Source organism: Verrucomicrobiota bacterium (assembly GCA_027622555.1).
Lineage (GTDB): Bacteria > Verrucomicrobiota > Verrucomicrobiia > Opitutales > UBA2995 > UBA2995.
Map to the genome: position 1 here is coordinate 1 of JAQBYJ010000090.1, position 22,143 is coordinate 22,143.

The 22,143-nt window shown below is 48.7% G+C and carries 18 protein-coding genes; 7 read left to right on the top strand and 11 right to left on the bottom strand.

Features of this window, described 5'->3' with window-relative positions:
* Nucleotides 1–85: 85 nt before the first annotated feature.
* The 8 genes from O3C43_18995 to O3C43_19030 form a co-directional block, all read right to left on the bottom strand.
* On the bottom strand, nt 86–1,588 hold the full coding sequence (locus O3C43_18995; protein ID MDA1068576.1) for an IS66 family transposase: 1,503 nt from the start codon (nt 1,586–1,588) through the stop codon (nt 86–88).
* Nucleotides 1,589–1,631: 43 nt separating this feature from the next.
* Entirely contained in the window at nt 1,632–1,982 is a 351-nt protein-coding gene (gene tnpB / locus O3C43_19000) for an IS66 family insertion sequence element accessory protein TnpB (protein MDA1068577.1), read from the bottom strand.
* Nucleotides 1,976–2,284, bottom strand: coding sequence for a transposase (locus O3C43_19005; GenBank protein MDA1068578.1), 309 nt, complete (start codon nt 2,282–2,284; stop codon nt 1,976–1,978). The genes tnpB and O3C43_19005 overlap by 7 nt, the downstream gene beginning before the upstream one ends.
* A 199-nt stretch (nt 2,285–2,483) precedes the next feature.
* Nucleotides 2,484–2,810 carry a DUF6172 family protein gene (locus tag O3C43_19010; protein ID MDA1068579.1) on the bottom strand — a complete coding sequence of 109 codons (327 nt, stop codon included), beginning with the start codon at nt 2,808–2,810 and terminating at the stop codon, nt 2,484–2,486.
* Between the two features lie 123 nt (nt 2,811–2,933).
* Nucleotides 2,934–4,433: a sulfatase-like hydrolase/transferase gene (locus tag O3C43_19015; protein ID MDA1068580.1), complete on the bottom strand. Its 1,500-nt coding sequence runs from the start codon at nt 4,431–4,433 to the stop codon at nt 2,934–2,936.
* An 83-nt stretch (nt 4,434–4,516) separates the two neighbouring features.
* Entirely contained in the window at nt 4,517–6,616 is a 2,100-nt protein-coding gene (locus O3C43_19020) for a fused MFS/spermidine synthase (GenBank protein MDA1068581.1), read from the bottom strand.
* A gap of 296 nt (nt 6,617–6,912) precedes the next feature.
* Entirely contained in the window at nt 6,913–7,815 is a 903-nt protein-coding gene (locus O3C43_19025) for a hypothetical protein (protein MDA1068582.1), read from the bottom strand.
* Between the two features lie 541 nt (nt 7,816–8,356).
* Nucleotides 8,357–8,656 (bottom strand): Dabb family protein, encoded by a 300-nt coding sequence (locus O3C43_19030; protein MDA1068583.1) that lies wholly within the window; start codon nt 8,654–8,656, stop codon nt 8,357–8,359.
* 182 nt (nt 8,657–8,838) lie between these two features.
* Here O3C43_19030 and O3C43_19035 point away from each other — a divergent pair, with 182 nt between their 5' ends.
* From O3C43_19035 to O3C43_19065, 7 genes are all read left to right on the top strand, one after another.
* Nucleotides 8,839–10,008: a hypothetical protein gene (locus O3C43_19035; protein MDA1068584.1), complete on the top strand. Its 1,170-nt coding sequence runs from the start codon at nt 8,839–8,841 to the stop codon at nt 10,006–10,008.
* Between the two features lie 35 nt (nt 10,009–10,043).
* Nucleotides 10,044–10,817 carry an RNA pseudouridine synthase gene (locus tag O3C43_19040; GenBank protein ID MDA1068585.1) on the top strand — a complete coding sequence of 258 codons (774 nt, stop codon included), beginning with the start codon at nt 10,044–10,046 and terminating at the stop codon, nt 10,815–10,817.
* A gap of 49 nt (nt 10,818–10,866) precedes the next feature.
* Entirely contained in the window at nt 10,867–11,340 is a 474-nt protein-coding gene (locus O3C43_19045; GenBank protein MDA1068586.1) for a hypothetical protein, read from the top strand.
* A 19-nt stretch (nt 11,341–11,359) separates the two neighbouring features.
* Nucleotides 11,360–11,896, top strand: coding sequence for a transglycosylase SLT domain-containing protein (locus O3C43_19050; protein ID MDA1068587.1), 537 nt, complete (start codon nt 11,360–11,362; stop codon nt 11,894–11,896).
* A 120-nt stretch (nt 11,897–12,016) separates the two neighbouring features.
* On the top strand, nt 12,017–12,520 hold the full coding sequence (locus O3C43_19055) for a type VI secretion system tube protein Hcp (GenBank protein MDA1068588.1): 504 nt from the start codon (nt 12,017–12,019) through the stop codon (nt 12,518–12,520).
* A 188-nt stretch (nt 12,521–12,708) separates the two neighbouring features.
* Nucleotides 12,709–14,169 carry a DUF1501 domain-containing protein gene (locus tag O3C43_19060; GenBank protein ID MDA1068589.1) on the top strand — a complete coding sequence of 487 codons (1,461 nt, stop codon included), beginning with the start codon at nt 12,709–12,711 and terminating at the stop codon, nt 14,167–14,169.
* Between the two features lie 4 nt (nt 14,170–14,173).
* On the top strand, nt 14,174–16,144 hold the full coding sequence (locus O3C43_19065; GenBank protein MDA1068590.1) for a DUF1549 and DUF1553 domain-containing protein: 1,971 nt from the start codon (nt 14,174–14,176) through the stop codon (nt 16,142–16,144).
* Nucleotides 16,145–16,598: 454 nt separating this feature from the next.
* Here O3C43_19065 and O3C43_19070 read toward each other — a convergent pair whose 3' ends face one another.
* The 3 genes from O3C43_19070 to O3C43_19080 all read right to left on the bottom strand — a co-directional run bounded on the left by O3C43_19070 (nt 16,599) and on the right by O3C43_19080 (nt 21,922).
* Nucleotides 16,599–17,969 (bottom strand): PQQ-binding-like beta-propeller repeat protein, encoded by a 1,371-nt coding sequence (locus O3C43_19070; GenBank protein ID MDA1068591.1) that lies wholly within the window; start codon nt 17,967–17,969, stop codon nt 16,599–16,601.
* A gap of 189 nt (nt 17,970–18,158) precedes the next feature.
* Entirely contained in the window at nt 18,159–19,592 is a 1,434-nt protein-coding gene (locus O3C43_19075; protein ID MDA1068592.1) for a DUF1501 domain-containing protein, read from the bottom strand.
* Nucleotides 19,592–21,922 (bottom strand): DUF1553 domain-containing protein, encoded by a 2,331-nt coding sequence (locus tag O3C43_19080; GenBank protein ID MDA1068593.1) that lies wholly within the window; start codon nt 21,920–21,922, stop codon nt 19,592–19,594. The genes O3C43_19075 and O3C43_19080 overlap by 1 nt, the downstream gene beginning before the upstream one ends.
* Nucleotides 21,923–22,143: the final 221 nt, after the last annotated feature.

The window sequence follows — 22,143 nt, forward strand, 5'->3', positions numbered from 1 at the left end:
GAATGGGCTGCGGGAGCGTGGTGTGTTCGCCGAGTCTGACTTACCTGAAGGACCGATCGTGGATTCTTTGTAAGCGATACAAAGTCTACCCTTCGGATTCTCTCGCTCTTTTCCATTTGGCCGGAGTCAGGGCGGCGAGTTCTTCGTCACTTAAGTTTTGAGTATCCTTTGAGAGGACATCGCATAGGTAATCGTAGGGATTGATTTCCAAACGTTGGCAACTGATCAGGATTGAGTAGAGGATCGCCGATCTGTCACCGGCTTTGGGGTGCCCTATGAATAACCAGTTTTTTCGACCTATGGCTGGGGGCCGCATGGCGTTCTCCATCGCGTTGTTGTCGATGGCGATGTGTCCGTGATTGAGATAGGTCGTTAGATGGCTCCAGTTGTTTAGCGAGTAGTTACAGGCTTTGGCCAGTTCGCTTTTGGGCAGGGAGCGGTGTCGCAGTATCATCAAGACGCGTTTGATTCGCGCATGGGTGTTGGTGGCGTTTTTTTGTCTTAGCGCCAAGCCTTCGGCAGGGGAGAGTTCGTTTTCGCGGATTTCTTTTTCCACTTTATAAAGCTTGGCAATGAGCTTGAGCACCAGGCCGCATTCCCGGGGGTGGCGTTGGAGCGCATCATAAAACTTGCGGCGCGCATGCGCCCAGCAAACGGCAAGCTCCACTTCTTCGTGGGACTTTTCAAACTGGAGATAAGCGTCGTAGGCATCGCTTTGCAGGATTCCTTTAAAGGTTTCGAGGAAAGCGGTCACGCTCTTGTGGGACCGCGAGAGGCTCCACCGATAGCAGACATTGTCTCCGGGACGGGAGTAACCACAGAGATAACCTTGCCGGGTTTTCCTCTCTCCGTAGTCCGGATCGCAATACTTGACCGGAGTCTCGTCCGCCTGGATATAATCGCCGGCTAAAAGTTCTTTTTCCATGTGGTTGTAAATGGGTTTGAGCCATTCGGCTATTTTCTCAACCCAGCGCACCAGGTTGGGACGGCCCACGGTAAAGCCGTGGCGTTTAAAAATCGCGCATTGGCGGTAAAGGGGCAAGTGATCGAGGTATTTGCTGATCGCGATGTAAGCAAGCAGTTGCGTTGAAGCCAGACCTTCGACAATGCGGACTGGGGCAGGGGCAAGAACCGGAGGCAGCGTTTTGTCATTCTTTTTCCGATACTTCGGGCGAATGATCTTACAACGGTAAAACCTGGGTGGGTCCACCTTTACTTCAAAGGTTTCTTCCTGGCCGATACGCTCATAGCTTTGCGGATCTGCCTGCACTTCCTCCGGCTCGATTACTTTTTCTTCGAGTATGGGAAGGTTTTCATAACACTCTTCCCGGCTCCTTCGCTTGGAAGGCTTGTTGCGTTCGTAGCTTATCTTCTCCTTCTCCCCGGCCAGTTCAGTTTGCTGCTCCTTGAGTCCCTTGAGTAATAACTCAAGCTGGGCGGGGTCGATCTTCTCGGATTTTCCTCCGGCAAACATCTGACGGCGAAGCCAGGCGATTTGCGCTTCCAACTCGGCGATGCGGGTTTCCTTCTCCGACAACCGTGCCTTTAATCGGGCGTTCTGATCAAGGATGGTTTCAACTAATAACACTGTCCGTATCTAATATTAGAATACGGATAATATCAAGCTTTTTCTACCTCTCATACCAAACTTTTTGCATGCCATCCCTTAAATCAATCCCGTCTATCAGCATGGACAGGGCCACATGCTTGAGGCTTAGTTTCCCGTCCTTTGCATCAATGCCCTTCGGCCAGCTGAATCCTCCTTTTTCCAAACGCTTGGCCAAAACCCACAGCCCGTTTCCATCCCACAAGAGGATCTTCAAACGGTTGCGCCGCTTGTTGCAAAAAACAAACAAACCGCCCTCGACCGGATTTTCCTTCAGCCGCTCAGTCGCTACACTGTAAAGTCCATTGAAGCTCTTGCGCATGTCCACCGGCTCCACCGCCAGAAATATTTTTACGGATCCGGGAAAACTCAGCATCCTTTCAACTCCCGTATCAAAGTGATTGTTTCCCAGGATGTCAGCTTGCTTCTGAGCTCACACTGAATTCCGTTGGGCAAACGAATGTTCATGCTCAAAGATTCAGCCGACGCTTTCCCCTCAACTACCAGCTCAACCAGACTGACCTTGGCGGATGCTTTTCCCAGCCAACGCCTCAGGGTGGGATATCCGAGATTCATCTCCTTGCAACACCGGGATGCGCTGTAGCCGCTCTGCTGGTACAGCCGAACCATCTCCATGCGTTCTTCTTGGGTGTATCGTCTGGTTCCTGATTTCTTCATGGAATCAGTTTACCAGAAAAATGGGGCCACGGTCTAGGGGGTCGATTTTGTACCGCTTACCTTATAGGTAAGCAGGTGCTGCTTTGAATGTGAAAACGCTTAGGCCGCTTGTAGCGTGTCACGATTAAATCACTCATATTAGTCATTCCCGCATACGAACTGATTCTATATGCGGTTTGGTGTTCGAGGTCGCTTCTCTCTAAGGCTTTTTGGACTCTTTCTTAATCGGCCTATTCGTCGGATCCTTTCGGGTTCGGTGGCCTCGTTTGGAAAGAATCTCTACATAAACGGATGGCACGCCAGGCCCGTAAATGGTATCTATTGCCGCACTGATTTTAGTGACGTGAGTAGACTCGGCCGAAACGCTATCTGCGCCGACTCGACAATCAAAATCCCAATAATCAACGCCCTCGGGGAGCTTTTTTTTCCGTTCACGTTTCAAGTATTTATTGACCTCGTGCTTGATTGAGTCGATCACGCGTGGCGCCTTCTTTCCTTCTACTTCCAGTGGGAATACTTTTTTCATTTGGCTCTTTATCGCTGGCTTCGCTCTTGTTGTCTAGGTAAGTTTCCGGTAGCAGGAATTTTCGAAGGTAAGTGGGTTAAAAATCCTCCCAATCGCTTCTGCATCACCCTTACGGTTATGCTGCTAATAATCTGCTCCCGTCAGGCTCTTGAGGACAGAGCCCTGCCACGCTCTCAACTGATCCTTTAAAGTCGCGGTGACCGCTGGTAAGTCATCAGCCAGATTGGTTGTTTCATAAGGATCTTTTTCCAGGTCGAAGAGTTCTGTGCCGCTATCTTTTTCACCATCCACAACCAGTTTGTAGCGATTGTGCAGAAGCGCCCTCGATCCATTGTAATCAGAGTCTTTGATTTCCGGATGATGATAGTTGGTGAAAGTGCGGGTGTATTTGCCGTCCATCATTTTAATCAGAGGCGTGGTTCCTTCCTGGAGCTTCGGGTCAATGTACGGCATATTACTGTAGGCCTCCTCAGGTCCTGTGGCGTAGTTCCAGAAGATGATGGGGGAGGGACGTTCACTCATGTCACCGTTTAAAAGAGGAACCAGACTGACCCCATCAATGGGACGATTCGGAAGTGGTTGCCCGATGAGCTCAGACAACGTGGGCATAAGGTCGGTGGTGACTGTATTCAAACTGGAGCTTCGTGGTTCTGATATTTTGGCAGGCCATTCAATTATTCCCGGTACGCGGACTCCGCCTTCGTAGACATCTCCTTTGAGTGCCCGAAATGGATTGGTGGCACCATTGCCGCTAGCTGGTACGCCGTTGTCACCGCAGTAAAAAACGATGGTGTTGTCACGCAGGTCTGCTTGCTTCAAATAGTCTCGCAGTTGCCCGATGGCTCGATCCATAGCAGTAATCTCTGCATACCGCACCTGTAAGACATCCCTCAATACCTGAGTCGACGCTTGGCCCGTTTCGATACTCGTCAGTTTGACTGTCTGTTTTGCGTACTTCTCCGGTAAATCATTATACATGGCCAAGTCTTTGGGTAATCCCATATAAGGTTCATGCGGAGAACCAAACCAGACCACAGCCATAAAAGGAGTCTGCTTCTTGTTTGCGTCCTTGATGAAGCGAATGGTATCCTTGATAATTATTTCAGAGCTTTCACCAGTATACTTTTTGGGTTTACCGCCATTGCGCACCAGAATTGGGTCCAATTCGAAAAAGTTGTCATGAGACAGCCATTCGTCGAAACCCATGGCACCTGGGCTGGTGGGTGAAGCTTTCTTGACTGGACCCACATGCCATTTCCCGAAATGCCCGGTCCGGTAACCCGCGTTTTTCATCATATGCCCGATGGTAAACTCCTCCGGACGCATCGACCAATTAGGTGCAAAAGTGCCATATCGGACGGGATGACGTCCGGTCAGGAAACTCCCCCGCGTTGGTGAACAGGAAGGGTGTCCTGAGTAAAATCGATCTAGGCGGAGTCCGGTTGTCGCCATTTCATCCAGGACGGGTGTATGAAGGTGGGGATGCCCATTATAGGCCACTTCATCCCAACCATGATCATCGCCCATCAGGAGAATTACATTAGGCGTATCGGCGGCCGATAAGGTGGGTCCAAGGAAAAGGAGCAATAGTGAACACAGTGTAGAACGAAATAGGAGCTTCATTCCAGTATTTCTAGGTAGCCCCTCGCCTGGTTTCAATGATCAAAGTAGGGATCAATACAAATCACCTTTTGACGGTACTTGTCCTAATCCCATTTGATTACGCGGAAGAGATTGCTGTAGTCGTCGCTCCACAGGATCGGGCGAGGGGTTTCTTTCTCCCAGGCAGTGCTAAGGCCCGTTGAAGCAATAAGGTCCAGCGTTTCAGCCGTGGGGCTAAGTAGGATCCAACTTGAATAATATTCGCCCGGGTCAACAGCATCGCGCTCGATCCAGATAGCGTGCAGGTTCAATTCATTGGCAACGGTCCGTACAGGATCGCTCAAGTCCAGGTGAATGTTGGTGATGTGAATGGCAAGAGCTCCTCCGGAGTTGAGATGCTTAAGGTAGAGTTGAAACGCCTCAACGGTGAGTAGGTGAAGAGGAATAGAGTCACCACTGAATGCATCGATTACCAGGATGTCGAAGCCTTGGGAACCGCTTGTCGCCAGTTCAGTTTCCAGTGAGGTGCTGGCATCTCTGAGTGCGACGGAGGTTTCTGCCCGGCTATCGCTCAGGTAATAAAAATGAGACCGAGCCAGGGACTCAACATCAGGGTTGATCTCATAGAACTTCACTGTATCTCCCTCTTTCCCCAGAGTCGCCAGAGTACCGATTCCCAACCCCACCACACCGATCTTCATCGGTTCTAAAGAGAATGGAAGGTGCTTCGGGTGGAAGTGGGAGAGAATCGCGACCCCACTGTTTGCCATGTAGTAGGCACTGAGTTCTGCCCGCGTTTCCTCCGTTGCGACGAACTGTTGACCGTGTTTGATGCGTCCATGGTAGAGATCTCTCCTGTGTCCAGGTTTTCCAACATTACTCTCATAAACCCTGAGGACACCGTAGAATCCTCGCTTTGAAACCAGAGTTGCATTGGTTTCATCCTGAATATGGTTGTCCAAGAAAAAAATCATCGAAAAAATCAAAGGAACCCAGGTTATAACCAAAGCAGATTTTTTTACCCTGGATAGACTGGATTTTCTGAAGAGCTCATTGCCAAGCAGGCAGGTCACAATTACCGCGATCGCAAGTAAGGAGGCATGGAGCTCCCAGTAGCCTGAAAAAATCCGTGGGCTAACCTGACTCACGAGTAGACCACCCATCGCTCCGCCGAGAGATATAATGAGGTAGAAGGAGGTCAGGAATTGGGGAGCTGGCTTCAGTCGGACCATCTCCCCGTGGCAGATCATACAGCAGGTGAACATGGCTGAGACATAGATGACAATCTGGAGAATAATATGAGGCTCATTATCATTAAAATCCTGATTGAGGAGGTAGACGAGACTGCCTACACAGATCACAGCTAGTGGAATCCAAATATCCCTTCGATACCAGCGATCATGGTCGAAACAAATGATAAAACTGAGGAGGTAGAGTGCCAGGGGAAGGATCCAGAGGAATGGCACCACCGCTATATCCTGGGTCATCTTGTTGGTAACGGAAAGAAGCAAGACGGATCCGAGGGTAGCAAAAATTCCCCAGAGAACTCGGTCTCCGATTGGAACAGAAACTAAGGAAGGTTTTGGCTCGTTGAGATGGGGTATTTGGTCGCTTGGACTAGCCCTTAATATTTGGCGGGCGCAGAAGACCGCAAGAACACCATAGATAATGTAGGTTCCGGACCAGACTTGAGTTTGCAATCGCAGTCCCAAAACAGGTTCTATGAGAAAGGGGTAGCTAATCAGGGCCAGGAGCGAACCAAGATTGGAGACAGCGTAGAGTCGGTAGGGAGATTTACCCGGGTAAGACGTGGCAAACCAGTGTTGCATCAAAGGGCCGGAAGCTGAAATAACGAGAAAAGGTAGCCCGACTGTTCGGAGAAGCAATAAAACAATTCCGAGGGTAGGATCAGACGCTGAGCTGGTCGTAAGAGCTTGGTCAGGAGTTATGGGAAGAAAAAGAAGTGAAACCGCAATCAGGGCGAGATGGATGCCTGCTTGCCAGCGGGGCTGGTCCCGCCAGCGGACTACAAGTCCGTGAGCGTAGGCGTAGCCCGCGAGGAGGCTAAGCTGGAAAAATAGCATACAAGTTGTCCACACTGCCGGCGTGCCGCCGAACCATGGGAGAATATAGCGGGCGATAATGGGCTGAACCTGAAAAAGGAGAAACGCACTCAGGAAAATAGTGACTACAAATACGCGCATAAAACAAATTTCCGGTGATTAGGTAAATTTCGCACAATGAGGCCAAGAACAATATTGGGCTGGGGGAAAGGAGCTCACTAATAATCAGACTTTTAACGATTCTTAGATAGCTTGCCTTGCTCGTAATAAATTTGGCCCATATTAATTGGCTTGGAATGCTGAAAGAATACGCATCAAAGATTGCAGATGACTCCTTCGTAACCCTTTGGGGAACTTGCACTAAAACAAAAAACCTCAGAAAGCCTTACGCTTTCTGAGGTTTAGTTTATTAAAACTCAAATTTTAGTTGGAAGACCTCAATTAGACTTCTTCGAACGAAATCTTCTGTGAGCAATGATCGCGGCCAACACACCTGCTCCGAATAATCTGTAGGTTGCTGGCTCAGGTACTTTGACGAGATGGTCACCCAGCTTATTTGGAGAATGATGAAAAGAAGTAGTGTATTCGTAGCTCTTGCTGCCCTTGCTGCTGCCGTCATCCGTATCCGTTGGTGTAAATGGATCGCCGTCGAAGATGTCCGCGAAAAAACTATCAGGAGTCAGGACGAAGCCTCCGCCGATCAAATCCTCTATTTCCCCTGAAATTTTAATTTCATACATTATGGCACCGAGCCATTCAACACCGTCATCAAAAGCATAGTTTAGAGGAACGTTCGGATCTGAGCTGATCGCTTCAAAACTATCTTTCCCCCCAACTTGGGTTATTTTTGGGGAAAGCCCTGGATCATCGCTAACAAAGAAAGCATCATTATCAGGGGCAGTTCCCGCATCATCGCCATCCCAGTTTTTGTTAAATTCGAGAGAATTCGCTGACATCAATAAGCTTGATGTGTCAGCACCGCCGATTGTCAATTCGCCCGGGTCTGGAGCGGATCCATATTCTACCAGCAATTCGAATCCAGTGCCACCCACATGGGTGCCTGTTAGCCATTTATCGCTACCTTCAAGCTCTTTCAATTTGTGGGCTCCCTTAGCTGAGGTCAGCCAATCTTGTGCCACATTGGCTCCGTAAGTATTATCATTCAGGCTCAGCGGAAAAATAAGGCCAACATATAGATCTCCAGAATGTCCGTCATAACCAGCACCCTGCTTCATCCAAATGTGAATACTGGTAGCTACGCCGTCTTCAGTTTCGGCACCAATATGCCTGTAGTCGTTGTATCCTTCGTCCGTCCCTCGAACCCAACCATCGAGAGGCATACTTAATCAACTGTCCATTTATTACTAACTTTGGCACAGGGGAATCCCCCATACGGTGCGAAGTGTTTATGAGTCCCAGAATTTGGCTATGGTTTTTGGCCGCAAAGCAAGGTCTCTTAAAGGTACGTTTTTAATGAATTTATCACATTTTGAAGCTCCAAAGCACCGGGCAAGAGGGTCTTTATTCCAGACATTTTTTACACGGCACCCCAAATCCATGCGCATGAGGGTCACACCAAGGTTGCCACGGTTGATTTAGAGCGCGTCTTTGCGGATTCTCACCTGGGAATCGCCGCCAAGAAGCAGTTTTCAGAATTTGCCAGAGAAACAGAAGCTCAACAGGAAAAGCATCGTTGTCTTGAGAGACGATGCTATGGAAATCACCGATTTGGTGATCAAGCTTCTCAATGCTGAACCGTGGTTCCGATAGAATTTCTTCTTAATTTCCTGTCCTCCAGGTAATCAGCGAATATTAAGCGTATTCCTTGCTCCAGGGTAGCTTGAATACTTTCCTGGAAATTATTGTTTAACCGCCAGCTACCTAATCGGCATCGTAAATAACGACCTTGTCCCAGAGATGTTTGTTGTTATTTATGAAATCATCGTGGATCGGGTGTCCCTGGTAAATGTCGTGATCTGCGATTGTTTTGAAAATAACCGTTGAGGCGACCGAATAGTCGTTTTTGACCACCGGACGAACGGGCGTGGCTGCAGGAGTTCCAACATGCATGGAATCGATCGTTTCAATCGCTCCTAATCCTTCGAGCTGTTTGATAAATGCGGCTGTTTCTTCCTCGGAGACTTCCGGTTTTAGATAAAAATATACGGTATGTACTAGCATGTTTCCGGTTTTGAACTATGTGCTAACGAAAAACAAGGATCTATTTAATCGTTTCGCGCCAGGAACCTTCGTTTCCCAGGGGCGTCCTGTAATTCAGGATATTTTGCTCAAATTCCCCTACATTTTAAAATCGCCAAGCCTGTCCAATCGTTCCAAGAAACTACTTCAATTTTTGACATATTTTGCCCGAAGCAATATCCAGTTCAATTCACAACGAGTTCGCTAAAGAGGAGAAGCGAAAATGGAGACCGATAATACTCGCTTTGATCGGGTCGGTCCTGTCCCACCTTTTACTCTATCTGTTTATCCCTGAAACGTTGATGATTATGGCGTCGGAGGCTCCGCCAACTCCGAGATGGCAGGAATTCGATATCATACTTGCCGAAGAGGAACCCGAGGTCATGAAGCAATATGTTCCGATTAATAAGGACGATATTCCAAATGAACCCGACGAAACAGAAAATTTTGCCTCGCAGGATGCTCAGGCCAAAAACACTGAACTTCGAGAGGATTTGAATGAAGATACTCCTTTCATTGAAGGGGAGTCTGAGGAATTTAACAACTTGGTGCAAGGCGAACCGATTCGGACTCCGCCCAGCCCGCCTGTGCCACCTGCTCAAGCAAACGACACGCAGGCTCAGCAACAACAAACGTCGAGTATTCCACAGATACGGATTAATCGCCCGATGGGTGAGGATCAGTTGAACGAAGAAAGAGCGCGGGTGCCTGTTGCCCTGGAAGATGAATCCTTGAATGAGGAAGGTCCTCTTACGATTCCCGAATTGCCAGAGGATGTGCCCGAAGATGAAGAAGCAGTTGAAGTTGTCGAGAGTGAGGATGACGCGATTGAGGATAGGCTCCGGATCGACGATGGAGTAGTTCAGGATCAAAGACCTTTTACCCCGCCACAGGAAGCATTACCTGAACCCAATCCGGAAGACCGGCCGGCTCGAATGCCTCAACCTCGGATTCGTTACGCAAACACCGGCCCCTTAAAACATCATATGGCGGGCGTCTCTCAAATTGCCCAAATGGCGCAGTACTCTGCCAGATTTAGTGAGTTTGGTGATTACCTGGAACGTATGTTTGAAATCATCGAAATTGAATGGCACAATATTCTGGATCAGCAGCGACTGGCAGAGCGCCGATCCCGCGTCTCCATCGCTTTTTTTATCAATATGGACGGTGAGATTATAGATTGGGAAATAATAGAGGCGACCTCCTCCCTTCAGGCCCAAATAGTGTGTTCCGCTGCTATCAACAATCGAGCGCCCTTTGGGGAATGGACTCCGGAAATGAAAACCACGCTGGAAGATCCCGAACGCATCATAGTGAACTTTCTTTTTCGTTAATCCCGGACTCCGATTCCTTACCTTCATTTTAAAGCATGGTGCCGAGTCTACAGGAAGTGATTCAAAGCTTACCCCTGGGAAAAGGAGTAACCGTGTTGTCTGTTCATCCCGAAGGATTAATTGCCCTTGAAAAGCCAAATGACGTGCTTTCGCACCCGAATGTCGAAGCCGATCAACGCCGTAGTCTGCTAAATGCTTCATGGAGCAAAGACCGTGAACGTTATGCGTGGAAAGTGGGGGAAGGGTCCGGGAGGTTATACTTATTGCATCGATTAGACTCTGCTACTTCTGGAGTAATACTTGCCTGTTTTGATCCGGACTTGGCCAGGGTGTTAAAAAAACAATTCTCCATGCGCAACGTTGCCAAGACGTATATGGCTGTTGTTGGCGGAACCGCCAGGGAATCAGACACACTTTGGAAAGATACCATGCGGAAACGTACTATCGGATCTCAATTGCGCGTAGATACAAATGTCCGGGGTGGCGCACTTGCAGAAACGCGTGTAACGTTGGTCAAATCCAAACAAGGTAAACCACTTCTCAGCCTTTTGAAATTTAATCCGCTAACCGGCCGCACGCACCAACTTCGCGTTCAATCTGCAAATCGGAAAATGCCCATCCTGGGAGACTCCACCTATGGCAACTTTCAATTCAATCGGGAAATTCAGAAGGTGATCGGTGATCAACGCCTCTTTCTCCATTCTTCCTCCATTCGCATAAGTTGGAATTGGAAAAGTGTTGACCATATCTTTGAGGCCAAATCTGAAACACCTGATATTTTCTATCGGGTAATGGAGCTCAAGTTTTGAGGAAAAATCTGTTTGCTGCCTGCTTTCACTTAAGACTTAACTGGCCTCCATGATCTTGCCACGCGAAAAAACCCTTTCAGATAAACAACTCAAGGAGGTTACCGACATCGTCGAATCTTTTAATTGTCGTCTGCAAACCATCATAGGGACGGAGCGTTCGATCTATGCCATTCTAGGTGACGAAACCAGTGAAACCATGGTCAACCGCCTGGAAGGCCTGGCTTATATCGACCGGGTTGATCGCATCCAGAATCAAAACAAGTTGATGCACCGCAGCTCTGAATTATCGCGCCACAAAATCCGAATCGCCGGTCAATGTACGGTGGATCCCAAAAAACCCAATCTATTTATCGAAACTGCTCACGCTGTAAAAGAAGCAGGAGCGAAGGTTCTTCGAGGCGGCGTGTGGAAACCCAGAACCACTCCCCATTCATTCCTGGGTGATACACCTGTTGTCTTGAAAGACCTAGTTTTAGAATTGGAAAACTTGTGGTCCTTGCGAACTAAGTTTCAAAGACCCTGATTTATTTGTAGGTTGAACAATGGCTCCTAAGGCTTACGATCGTTCACAATGGCTTTTGGTCCTGTATTCAATAATTGGGTTCGGTCTTCTTCTCCTACTATTAGTCGGAGTGCAGCGGCTCTTTTATTCTAATTACCGCATCCCGGGTGCATTGGTGTGGAGCAAGGTTCAACAAGAAGCAGCCATCTATGACTTGGAGCCGTCGTTTGTGTATGCGATTGTATTTGCGGAAAGTTCTTTCCGGCCACGAGCAAAGAATACGGGAGGCAACGGAATGATGCAGGTGAGTGAAGCTACTTGGGGAGACATGTCCAATTATCCATACGATCTGGTCTGGGATTGGAAGCTGAATATTGAAGTTGGAACGGCCTACCTTGGTTGGTGCAAAAACTATTTGGAGAATAAAAAAGTGTTTTCTTATCCGCTTCTAGCCGCCTGTTACAGCAAGGGCCCTGACTATGTCAGGAAAAATAAATTCGATATCAAAGTGGTCGGGAAAACCACAAACGATACCTACCAGAAATTGTTTATCGGTAATCTCTCGCCAATTGAATAAACCTATGGTGTTTATTCAGTCGCTGTTGATTAATCCGATTCCAAACCAATAATAACCAACCGGAACTACGAACTGGCTTCATAGTCGGAGCGGGTGATTTTCCTTTTTATTCAAACTATCATGTTACAACTCAGACTTCTTAAATTATTTTTCCTTGGAATCACAGTGGCTGTACTTACGGGTGACTTATATTCAACTGGCTTTATTAAATTGGAAGGAATCCGGGGGAACTCCTCTGATGAGAAGCACGAAGGATGGACAGAGATGGTCTCTGTTCGGGGTACTGATGTGAGCGACGATAAACCGAGCCCGAGTCCAGAAAAGGCTCCGACCAGACCGGATGGTACGCTGACAAGGGCTTTCACATTCACAAAGGTTATTGATAAGACATCCCTCTTAATAACCCGAAGAGTGAGTGTGAAAGAACGGATGAAAACAGTTAAGGTCGACTTTGAACTACCAGATGGGAATCAAATGTATATGGTACTCTGGGAAGTCACCTATGGTGCAACCAGAGAGGTTTCTGAAACGGAAGAAGAAATTACTCTATTTTACGAAACCGCCCAAATCTACAATACTGATAAAATAAAAAGTTCGATAAAGAAGAAGAAAGATCGTCGCTGATCCACGAACCAGCTTTATTCCGGGGCTTTAAATATTCCCTTTGTAACGAGTAAGAGTGGCGGAATCACCAAATAAATCGTCTCAATTCTTCTTCATCTGCCTTAGACAAATTGGCTTGAAAGGTAAGGCTATTAAGTGATGATGGTGTCAACACAGGATTTTGCGTTAAGCGCTAATTGTTGATGAATATGAACTATCCGAGGGCCAATAATAAATACAATTCACATCTTCCCCATTCGGGTGGTTTGAATCGTCGTCAGTTTCTTCGAAACGTGGGTGGCGGTATTGGTTCGGTAGCATTGGCCAGCATTTTAAGTCAGGAAAACCTCCTTTCCGGTGCGTCGTCCAAGTCAGATCCTCTTACTCAAAGAAGGCCTCATTTTGAACCTAAAGTTAAACGGGTTATCTATTTGTTTATGCACGGTGGTCCCAGTCATGTGGATCTTTTTGACCCAAAACCGGATTTGATCAAATACGGAGGACAGCCCGTGCCTGAAAGTTTTGGAGCTATCATGACAAGGCGCAACGTGGCAAAAAACCCATTGCTTCCTCCAATAAAGCCGTTCCGAAAACGAGGTAAATCAGGAATCGAAATCAGCGATTTCCTTCCACACATGTCCACGATGGCTGATGAGCTTTGTGTAATGCGCAGTTGTCACGGTGACAGTGTAAATCACCCACAGTCCGTTTACCAAATGAACACCGGTTCGATTCTGATGGGTCGACCAAGCCTCGGAAGTTGGGTGTCGTATGGGCTGGGTTCTGAAAACCAGGACATGCCCGCATTTGTCGTGATGCCCGATCCTGAAGGTGGGCTCAAGGGTGGACCTCCTGCCTGGGGCAGTGGCTATCTCCCGGCCTCCTATCAAGGCACCACAATGCGTCCCGGAGTGAATCCAATTTTAAATTTAAAACCTCCGTCTCAAGTTTCCGGGTCACAGCAAAAGTCCACCTTGGACCTCATTCAAAAAATGAATGCGAAACACTTGGCGGACCGGGACTTTGACGACTCACTCGCCGCTCGCGTTCGTTCCTATGAGTTGGCTTACCGAATGCAATCGGCTGCTCCTGATATCGTGGATATTTCCAACGAGTCCAAGTCCACGTTGAAGTTGTATGGTGTCGGGGAAGAACCTACGGATGAATTTGGAACACGTTGCTTACTGGCCCGGCGAATGATTGAACGAGGGGTACGGTTTGTGCAGGTTTATTCTGGCGGCACTCTCGGTTGGGATGCCCACAAGGATGTTTTGCAAAATCATACCGAGTATTGCGCGCGAACGGACAAGCCGGTCGCCGGTCTGCTTCAAGATCTGAAACTGCGCGGCCTGCTTGAAGACACCTTGGTTATTTGGGGTGGAGAGTTTGGGCGTATGCCCATGAGCGAGCAGGGCACCGGTCGCGACCATAATCCATGGGGCTACTCGGTGGTGTTTGCCGGTGGTGGTGTGAAAGGTGGAATGACTTATGGATCAACGGACCCGATCGGCTTACGAGCCGAGGAAAATAAAATCCATGTGCATGACTTGCACGCTACAATACTACATCTTCTTGGTCTCGATCATGAACAATTAACCTACCTGCATAATGGTAGAGAAGATCGATTAACCGATGTAGCAGGTAAGGTGATCACGGACATCTTAAGTTGATTTTATGCTAACCATTCCCACAGGAAAGTCTGATCAGACTGGGTTTCGTTTTTTTGTCGTTTGCCTGTCTTTGAAAGTCGTAACTTCGGCTTTATTGGGAACTGATCCAGCCGTACTTATCGAGCCGGACATTAGTGAGAAAGATTTAAGTCATTGGGCGTTTCAGCCGATTAAAGCCCTTTTGCCGCCCAAGGTTAAAAACGAAACGCAGGTTCAAAATTCTATCGATCGTTTTATTTTGGCACGCTTGGAGGAAAAAGACCTCGGACTGATGCCTGCCGCCGACAAACGTACTCTGATCCGACGTGTTTCTTTTGATCTGCGAGGATTGCCACCAACGCGTGAGGAAGTTAATGCGTTTGTTGCCGATGCCTCGCCAAGGGCTTATAAAGACCTGGTTGATCAATACCTCGCTTCCCCTGCCTACGGCGAGCGCTGGGCTCAACACTGGTTGGACACTGCGCGGTTCGGAGAGAGTGATGGCTTTGAGCACGATGAGGTTCGTAAGGAAGCGTGGCGTTACCGTGATTGGGTTATCAATGCGCTGAACGAAGACATGCCCTACGACCAATTTATCACAGAGCAAATTGCTGGTGATGAATTGTACCCAGGAAAAGAAGACGCTGGAATTGCAACTGGATTTCTGGTTGCCGGACCGGATATGCCTGATATCAATTTAATGGAAGAAAGGCGTCACACGGTTCTTAATGAAATGACGTCCACTGCAGGTGCGGTACTCATGGGAATGACCATGGGGTGTGCACAATGTCACGACCATAAATTCGACCCGATTAGCCAGGCGGACTTTTACCGGATGCGGGCCGTATTTTCGGACCTGACTATTCCCGAGAAATCGAAGCAGCTGAATCACGTATTTTCGCCCCTGGATTCTGGCGCTCCACCAAGTCACCTGATGCTTCGTGGCGATTTTCGGTTTAAGGGGCCTGAAGTTTCGCCGGCATTTCTTAGGATTGCCAATCCTAAGAAAATGGTCGTGCCAGCTGCGACCGAAAAAGCGAATGTGCTTAGTCGTAGGCTGGCGTTCGCGGATTGGCTTACGGATACGGATCATCCCCTCACGCGTCGTGTGATCGTCAATAGATTGTGGCAGCATTACTTTAACGAACCAATTGTCGGAACTCCAAACGATTTTGGTCTCCAGGGGGATCGACCAACACATCCAGAGTTGTTAGATTGGTTGGCCATGGAATTGGTGAAACGCGATTGGAGTTTAAAAGAAATCCACAGGCTTATTCTGTTATCCGCTACCTATCAGCAGGTCAGCCGACCGGTTGATACGTCCTGGGAACGTGCTATTAAAGCCGATCCTGACAATCAGTTGCTATCTCGAATGAATCGTAAGCGCCTCGAAGGCGAAGCCATTCGAGATGCCATGTTGGCTGTGAGTAATAAACTGAATTCGAAAATGGGAGGGCCTGGAGTGCATCCGCCGCTTCCACATGAAGTGGCAAATACTTTACTCCAAAAACAATGGGAAGTCAGTGAAGATGAGAACGACCACTACCGTAGAAGTATCTATCTTTTTGTGCGTAGAAATCTACGTTTCCCCATGTTCGATGTTTTTGATAGACCCGATGCGAATGCAAGTTGTGGACGACGAAACACTTCGACTACTGCGCCTCAGTCTTTGACTCTTTTGAACTCTGAATTCTCCATTCAATCCGCTCGAAGATTGGCAGGGGTTATAGTTGAGAGTGGAAATATCGATACGCAGGAATGGGTTTCGCAATGTTACGAAAGATTATTTGCGCGTCCACCGACTGATGAAGAACGTGGGTCCAGTGTCGCGTTTATCGAAAATCAGGCTACATTATTGAAACAGGAAAACCGTGATCTTTCTGAGCTTGCGACACCATTCACATCCATTGGCGAAGTGGACCCTTATCGAGGAGCAGCCTTGACCGATTTCTGTTTGGCGATGTTCAATATTAATGAGATGATTTATCTCGATTGAAAATAGAGTAGAACAGTTATTTTTGAAGTAATTAAACGATGGTAACCAAGGTCAAACCTGCATGCTAAAAGCAGGAGCCAGTTTGTTTGCGAAATTCCTATCGTAGAATATTTTCTTTTGCTTGAAAGATTTGACAGTCTCCCATTCGGGTCGGACCCGCCGCTTTTTAAAAAATTCAAATAGGAATGATTCTGTACCCGTTATTCTGTTATAAAGACAAAATTATAGAGAACAGAATAATGGTTTTGGTTCTGACTCTGGGGATTGAGTAAACAGTATTCAACACCCTCTTTGATTGCTTGTTGTCACAGCTTTCTTCTTTTGCGGCTTCCATAGCTGAACTACTGACAAGTCGAGATATCCATTTTTTAAAATCGATTTGCCCAATCAAGTAAGATGTGTGTGAGGCTATGGCGTTAAGCCGTTCCAAAAAGATAGAGATCCCTTCGCTTGGTCACTTATTAGCGATGCAATACAGATACTCAGCTGTGCGGATGAACAATTGGTTTCCTGCTACGGCCGGGGTCGATAAGGTAAAGCTTCCATCGAGTTTGTTTTTGCCTAATTGCTTAAACTCGGTGCCGGCCTGAACGACGGCGGTCTCTCCGTCTTCATCGGTGAAAAAGATTTTTCCATCGGCCATAACAGGCGATGAGCTGACTCGGCCTAGCCCGGTGCTTTCCGGTCCCCAAATAACTTCTCCGGTTTTAGCATCGAGGCAGGTGATTTGGCCAAAGTCTTCCACCATATAAAAGTGCATGCCATCGCAAATCGGCGTCGGAACATCAGGAGAGCCAGCTGGTTTGTCATACATCCATACCAGATGACTTTCGGTGACATCACCCTTACCTTCAAAACGAAGAGCGAGCAGAGGCTTCTTTCTCGTTGGGGCATAGATCATGCCATCAACTGCAATCGGTGAAGGAACGATACGGTAATTCGTCGCCTTTTGAGGATTCAATCCACCAGCTCTCCAGATCTCTTCCCCTGTTCTGGGGTTGTGGCCGGTTACATAATCACCTCCGAGGATTATGAGCTGAACGCCTGAGTGAGTTTGGGAAAGGGTTGGTGTAGCGTAGGAGTCAGGTGACTCTTTTTCTGCATCCGTTTCTCTTTCCTGGTACCAACGCTCTTTCCCGGTATTTTTATCCAGAGCCAGTATGTAAGACGGATCATCCGTGTACATACCGTGAAGAACCTGCATGATTAATAAATCCTCAAAAAGGACCGGGGAAGATGCATACCCGGCCTGGATGCCAAATTTCCAATGGTGATCCTGGATGGAGTATTGCCATTTAATTTTGCCGGACAGGTCCACTGCAGAGGTAATACCATTGCCCGTGACTGTGTAGATGAATTCTCCATCAGTGACCGGAGAAGGAGAACTGGAGTTTTGTTTAAACGAAATTTTATTTCCACTATCGAGTGGGGTTTTCCAATTAATGGAACCATCCTTTCGCGAGACACTGTAGAGTAATAATTCCTGTCCACCGGGCCCGAGTATATTGGTCGGAGGAGCCGGTCTTCGAGATTGTCTATCACTGGGTTCAGGTTCTTTCGGTTGCTCCTTCACCTCTTCCTTGGAAGGAGAAATAAAATATATAGAATCTCCTGAAATAATAGGAGATGAACCGCTCCACGCTGGCAGTGCCAACTTCCAGGCAACATTGGAATCCGTTGACCATTGGACAGGTAGGTTTTTTGCCGAACCAATTCCATTGCCATCTGGCCCGCGCCAAGCCGGCCATTCTGATACGGCTGACAAGGTCAGCGAAAAGCACAAAAAGATACAAAGAGTTAGGAGTTTCATTACTGACTGATTCATAGGGATAATTTTAGGTTTTCCTGGTAGTTTCTGGGAAGATTCCAAAATCACAAACCCATTCTTTGGCGATGAGAATTTCCGTTCTAAGGGTACAGATGAATTTCGCTTGGCTTTGCTTGAGCTGAAATTTCGATCTGAAAATCAGTACCAAAAAGGAATACCTAAATAGCCTGCGAAATCTTTCAACGTTTAGGCCAGAATATCGTGGATGACCTCTGCGGGTTCTACGCCGGTAAGGGACTCGTCACGGCCTTCAAATTCATGGGTCACGCGAGTGTGGTCGAGGCCCAACAAGTGAAGAACAGTGGCGTGGAAGTCGGCTACCGTCACCGGATTTTCCACCGTCGCATAGCCGAAGTCATCGGTGGCCCCGTAGACGGTGCCGCCCTTGATTCCACCGCCGGCCATCCAAAAAGTGAAGCCATTGGGATTGTGATCGCGTCCGTCGAGCCCTTGCACAACCGGCAGTCTCCCGAATTCACCTGCCCAAATCACTAGGGTAGAATCCAGCATTCCACGTCGCTTAAGGTCCTGCACCAAAGCGCCAACGGGTTGATCGGTCTCCTGGGTCGATTTGGTGAGTAAATTATTCAGATTACTATGGTGGTCCCAATCGTTTCGAATGAGATGAACAAAGCGTACGCCCGACTCCAGGAGGCGACGAGCTATCAGGCACTGATTTCCAAATTTTTGAGTAGTCTCGTTGTCGAGACCGTAAAGCTTCTTGGTGGCCTCGGATTCGCCTGAGAGATCGACTTGTTGCATGGCCTCCACTTGCATATGGGCGGCCAGTTCGAAGTTCTGGATCCGGGCATCGAGATCGGCCGAGCTTCGCCTGGTCTCCTGATGCCGACGATTCAACATCTGGGTCAACTCAAGGTACTGGTCCTGTTCGTGTGCAGAAATCGATTCGGGCCTTTGGAGATCATGAATCGGGCTACCGGTAATATTGAACGGAGTTCCCTGATACAATGGTGGCAGAAAGGCCGAAGAGGTCGCACTTCGAATCTTGGCCGGAGTAGTATCCGGGATGGCGACGTAAGCGGGTAAATTTTCATTCTCGGATCCCAATCCATACGTGATCCAGGACCCCATCGAGGGGAATCCCGACAATGGCCGACCGGTGTGGGTCAATAGCATGGCCTCTCCGTGATCGATACGTGTTGTTACTCCCGACCGAATCACCGCGATGTCATCTACTACCTTGGACAGGCCGGGCAATAATTCTGAAACCTCAATGCCGGACTGGCCGTATTTCTTGAATTTAAATGGGCTGGCCATCAATTTGGTGGTTCCGGTCAGCGACCGTTGAGTAACGGAAAACGGAATCGACTTTCCGTGATACTTGGTCAGCATCGGCTTCGGGTCCAGGAGATCCATCTGGCTTGGGCCTCCTCCCAGAAAGATGAACACGACCCGCTTGGCCTTGGGAGCGAAGTGGGGCGGTTTCGCCAATAAATTGTTCACCGGCGAGGTGTTGCTTGCGGCAGCCATCAACGGTTGAGCGGTTAGCCAGCTCAGGGCAAGAGCACCCAGTCCTCCGGCACTGTCTTGAAGCATCTGACGACGCGAGAGTATGCGTTGGGCCAGGCGATCGGTAAGCGATTTTGAATTAGGTTTCATCAGTCGATATAAAGAAATTCGTTCGAGCTCATGACAGCGTGACAAATGGTTTTCCATGCATCCTGCCGTTGACCGATGCTTGGACTATTGGCATCCATTGCGGATTGCACCCATGCCTGCATGCTACTGGTTTCTTCCTCAGTCGGATAGCGCGCGTAGGCAAGCATCCAGATCCGGTTCAGTTTATCCTCGAATTTTTCATGACCTTCACTCTCGATCCGGTCCCGCAATGCCTCGGCACTTTCGTGCATGAATGGGTTGTTCATGGCCACCAACGCCTGTTGAGAAATCGCCGCCGTCGTGCGTTTGGGGGCATTGGTGTCCATCACTGGGGCATCGAAGGTGGTGAGAATTCCTGGGATTCCCGTTCGTTGGGTGCTGATATACACAGATCGGCGCGCCCGATCCGGATGATCCGTCGGTACGATTACGCGTCCGTCCTCCAGGCGTTCCGTAGGGACGGATTCACCGTACATACGTAAATCCAGTTGGCCGGACACCGCTAGCATGGCATCACGGATCGGTTCTGCCTCAAGTCGCCGCTTTGGGAATCGATTCAATAACCGATTGGAAGGATCCGCTTCCTCCCTGGCGCTGTCGAAGCGCGAGCTTTGTCGGTACACTGTCGATTGAAGGATCAGGCGATGAATATGTTTGATGCTCCATCCCGACTCCATGAACTCAACGGCAAGCCAATCGAGGAGATCCGGATGGGACGGGCGGCTCCCCCGTGCGCCAAAGTCGTCCGGTGTCCGAATTAACCCTTCGCCAAAATGATATTGCCATATGCGATTCACCATAACGCGGGCGGTTAGCGGATGGTTGCGATCAGTGAGCCACTCGGCAAATGCGAGCCTTCGACCGTTGGTGGATTGAGGCGATTTGCTGGTTGCTTCCTCAAGGTCAAACGGATGATCAGGATCGTTAAGTACCTCAAGCACACCGGGAGTCACTGGCTCACCTGGGGTCTCGTGGTTTCCACGACGCAACAGCGGGGTCGGAGAAGGCGAGGTTGAAACGTCGAACGTCGCCCAGGCAAGTGGCGGCAGTTTTTCAGACTTCCCTATCAATTGATCGATACGATCCTTCAGTTCCTTTTCTGCTTGCTCATACTCAGGGTACAATTCCTTGAGTTGCTCTTTGTTGCTCCCTAGTTCATCGAAAACCTGCGTAAGGAGAGCCTCTTCTTCGTCATTTCGATTGTCCAACGCTTTAGAGGTGATTTCAAGAACCCTCTCTCGAATCGCAGCATCCTTGATTTCCTCACGGTTATCCTGCAAAAAACGATCCTGCCACTGAAGGGGAAAATCGTATCGAAGCATGCGGTAATATTCGGAAATCGTCTCCCTCCACTCGTAGCTTTCTTTGAAGAAGGCGTCTCGCTCGGGCTTAGGCGTCAAAGGGATTGCACGGATCGGTCCCGGATAGTGCCGCGTCCAGATACCCGCCATCCACTCTTCAGGATCGTAGGCTGGTTGGAAGAGACCCATAAGTTTATAGTAGTCTTCCTGCGGGATCGGATCGTACTTGTGCGAGTGACAACGGACGCAATTGAGTGTCAGCCCCATGAGCGCCTTCATCGACACCTCCACCGCAGCCTGTTGCGTGGCATAAATTTTCTCTACCTGAGTGATTGGCTGGTTGTCGGTGGCATCGGGTGTGCAGCGAAGGAATCCAGTGGCGACTAACTTCTGTACCTGATCATCGGTAAATACCTCGGTGTTTCTCCAGTCGAACATTTCATCACCAGCCAACTGCTCGCTCACAAACTCATCGTAGGGTTTGTCCTCGTTGAACGCCCGGATGACGTAGTCACGGTAACGCCAGAAATCCGGCCGGATCTGATCACCGATGAAAAAACTGGATTCGGAATAACCTGCCACGTCTAGCCAGTGGCGACCCCATCGCTCCCCGTAGCGCGGGGAGGCAAGCAATTGTTCCACCCATTGGTCGTAGGCTGCGGAATCAGGATCGCTGACGAACTCCTCCACTGTCTCGGGTTCGGGAGGCAATCCGGTCAGATCAAAGGTCACACGCCGGATCAAGGTCCGACTGTCCGCGTCTTCATGAAAATTCAGGCCTTCTTCTTCGAGCGAACGAAGGATGAAATGGTCGATCGCGGTTCGCACCCTGGCCGTATCTTTTACTGTGGGGATCGCCTGACGCTCCGGTTTTTTGAACGACCAAAAATTGCGGTCCGCCGCTGTGACCTCATCTGAGCGCCGAAGCACACTTCCGCTGGCGGACACCTGACGCGTCGGTCCATCCAACGCAAACGCCAGCACAGCGATGATCGATAGTGCGCGACAGAGCCTACCGCTTCGCCCCATCTGGGGGTGGGCGGCTCCGAAACTAATCGATTGCTTAGATTGATAATTCAGCGTCTGAATGCTCCTGATAATAGAAAATTGTCTTCGATTGCATTGTTATTTAACAAGTTCGTGTTAACTGTCAAATATATATATCCAAAAATGGATATATGAGCACGGTATAATTATTTAGAGCGTATAATGCGTATGGTTACAGGGATTGATAAATAAACTTGCCCTCG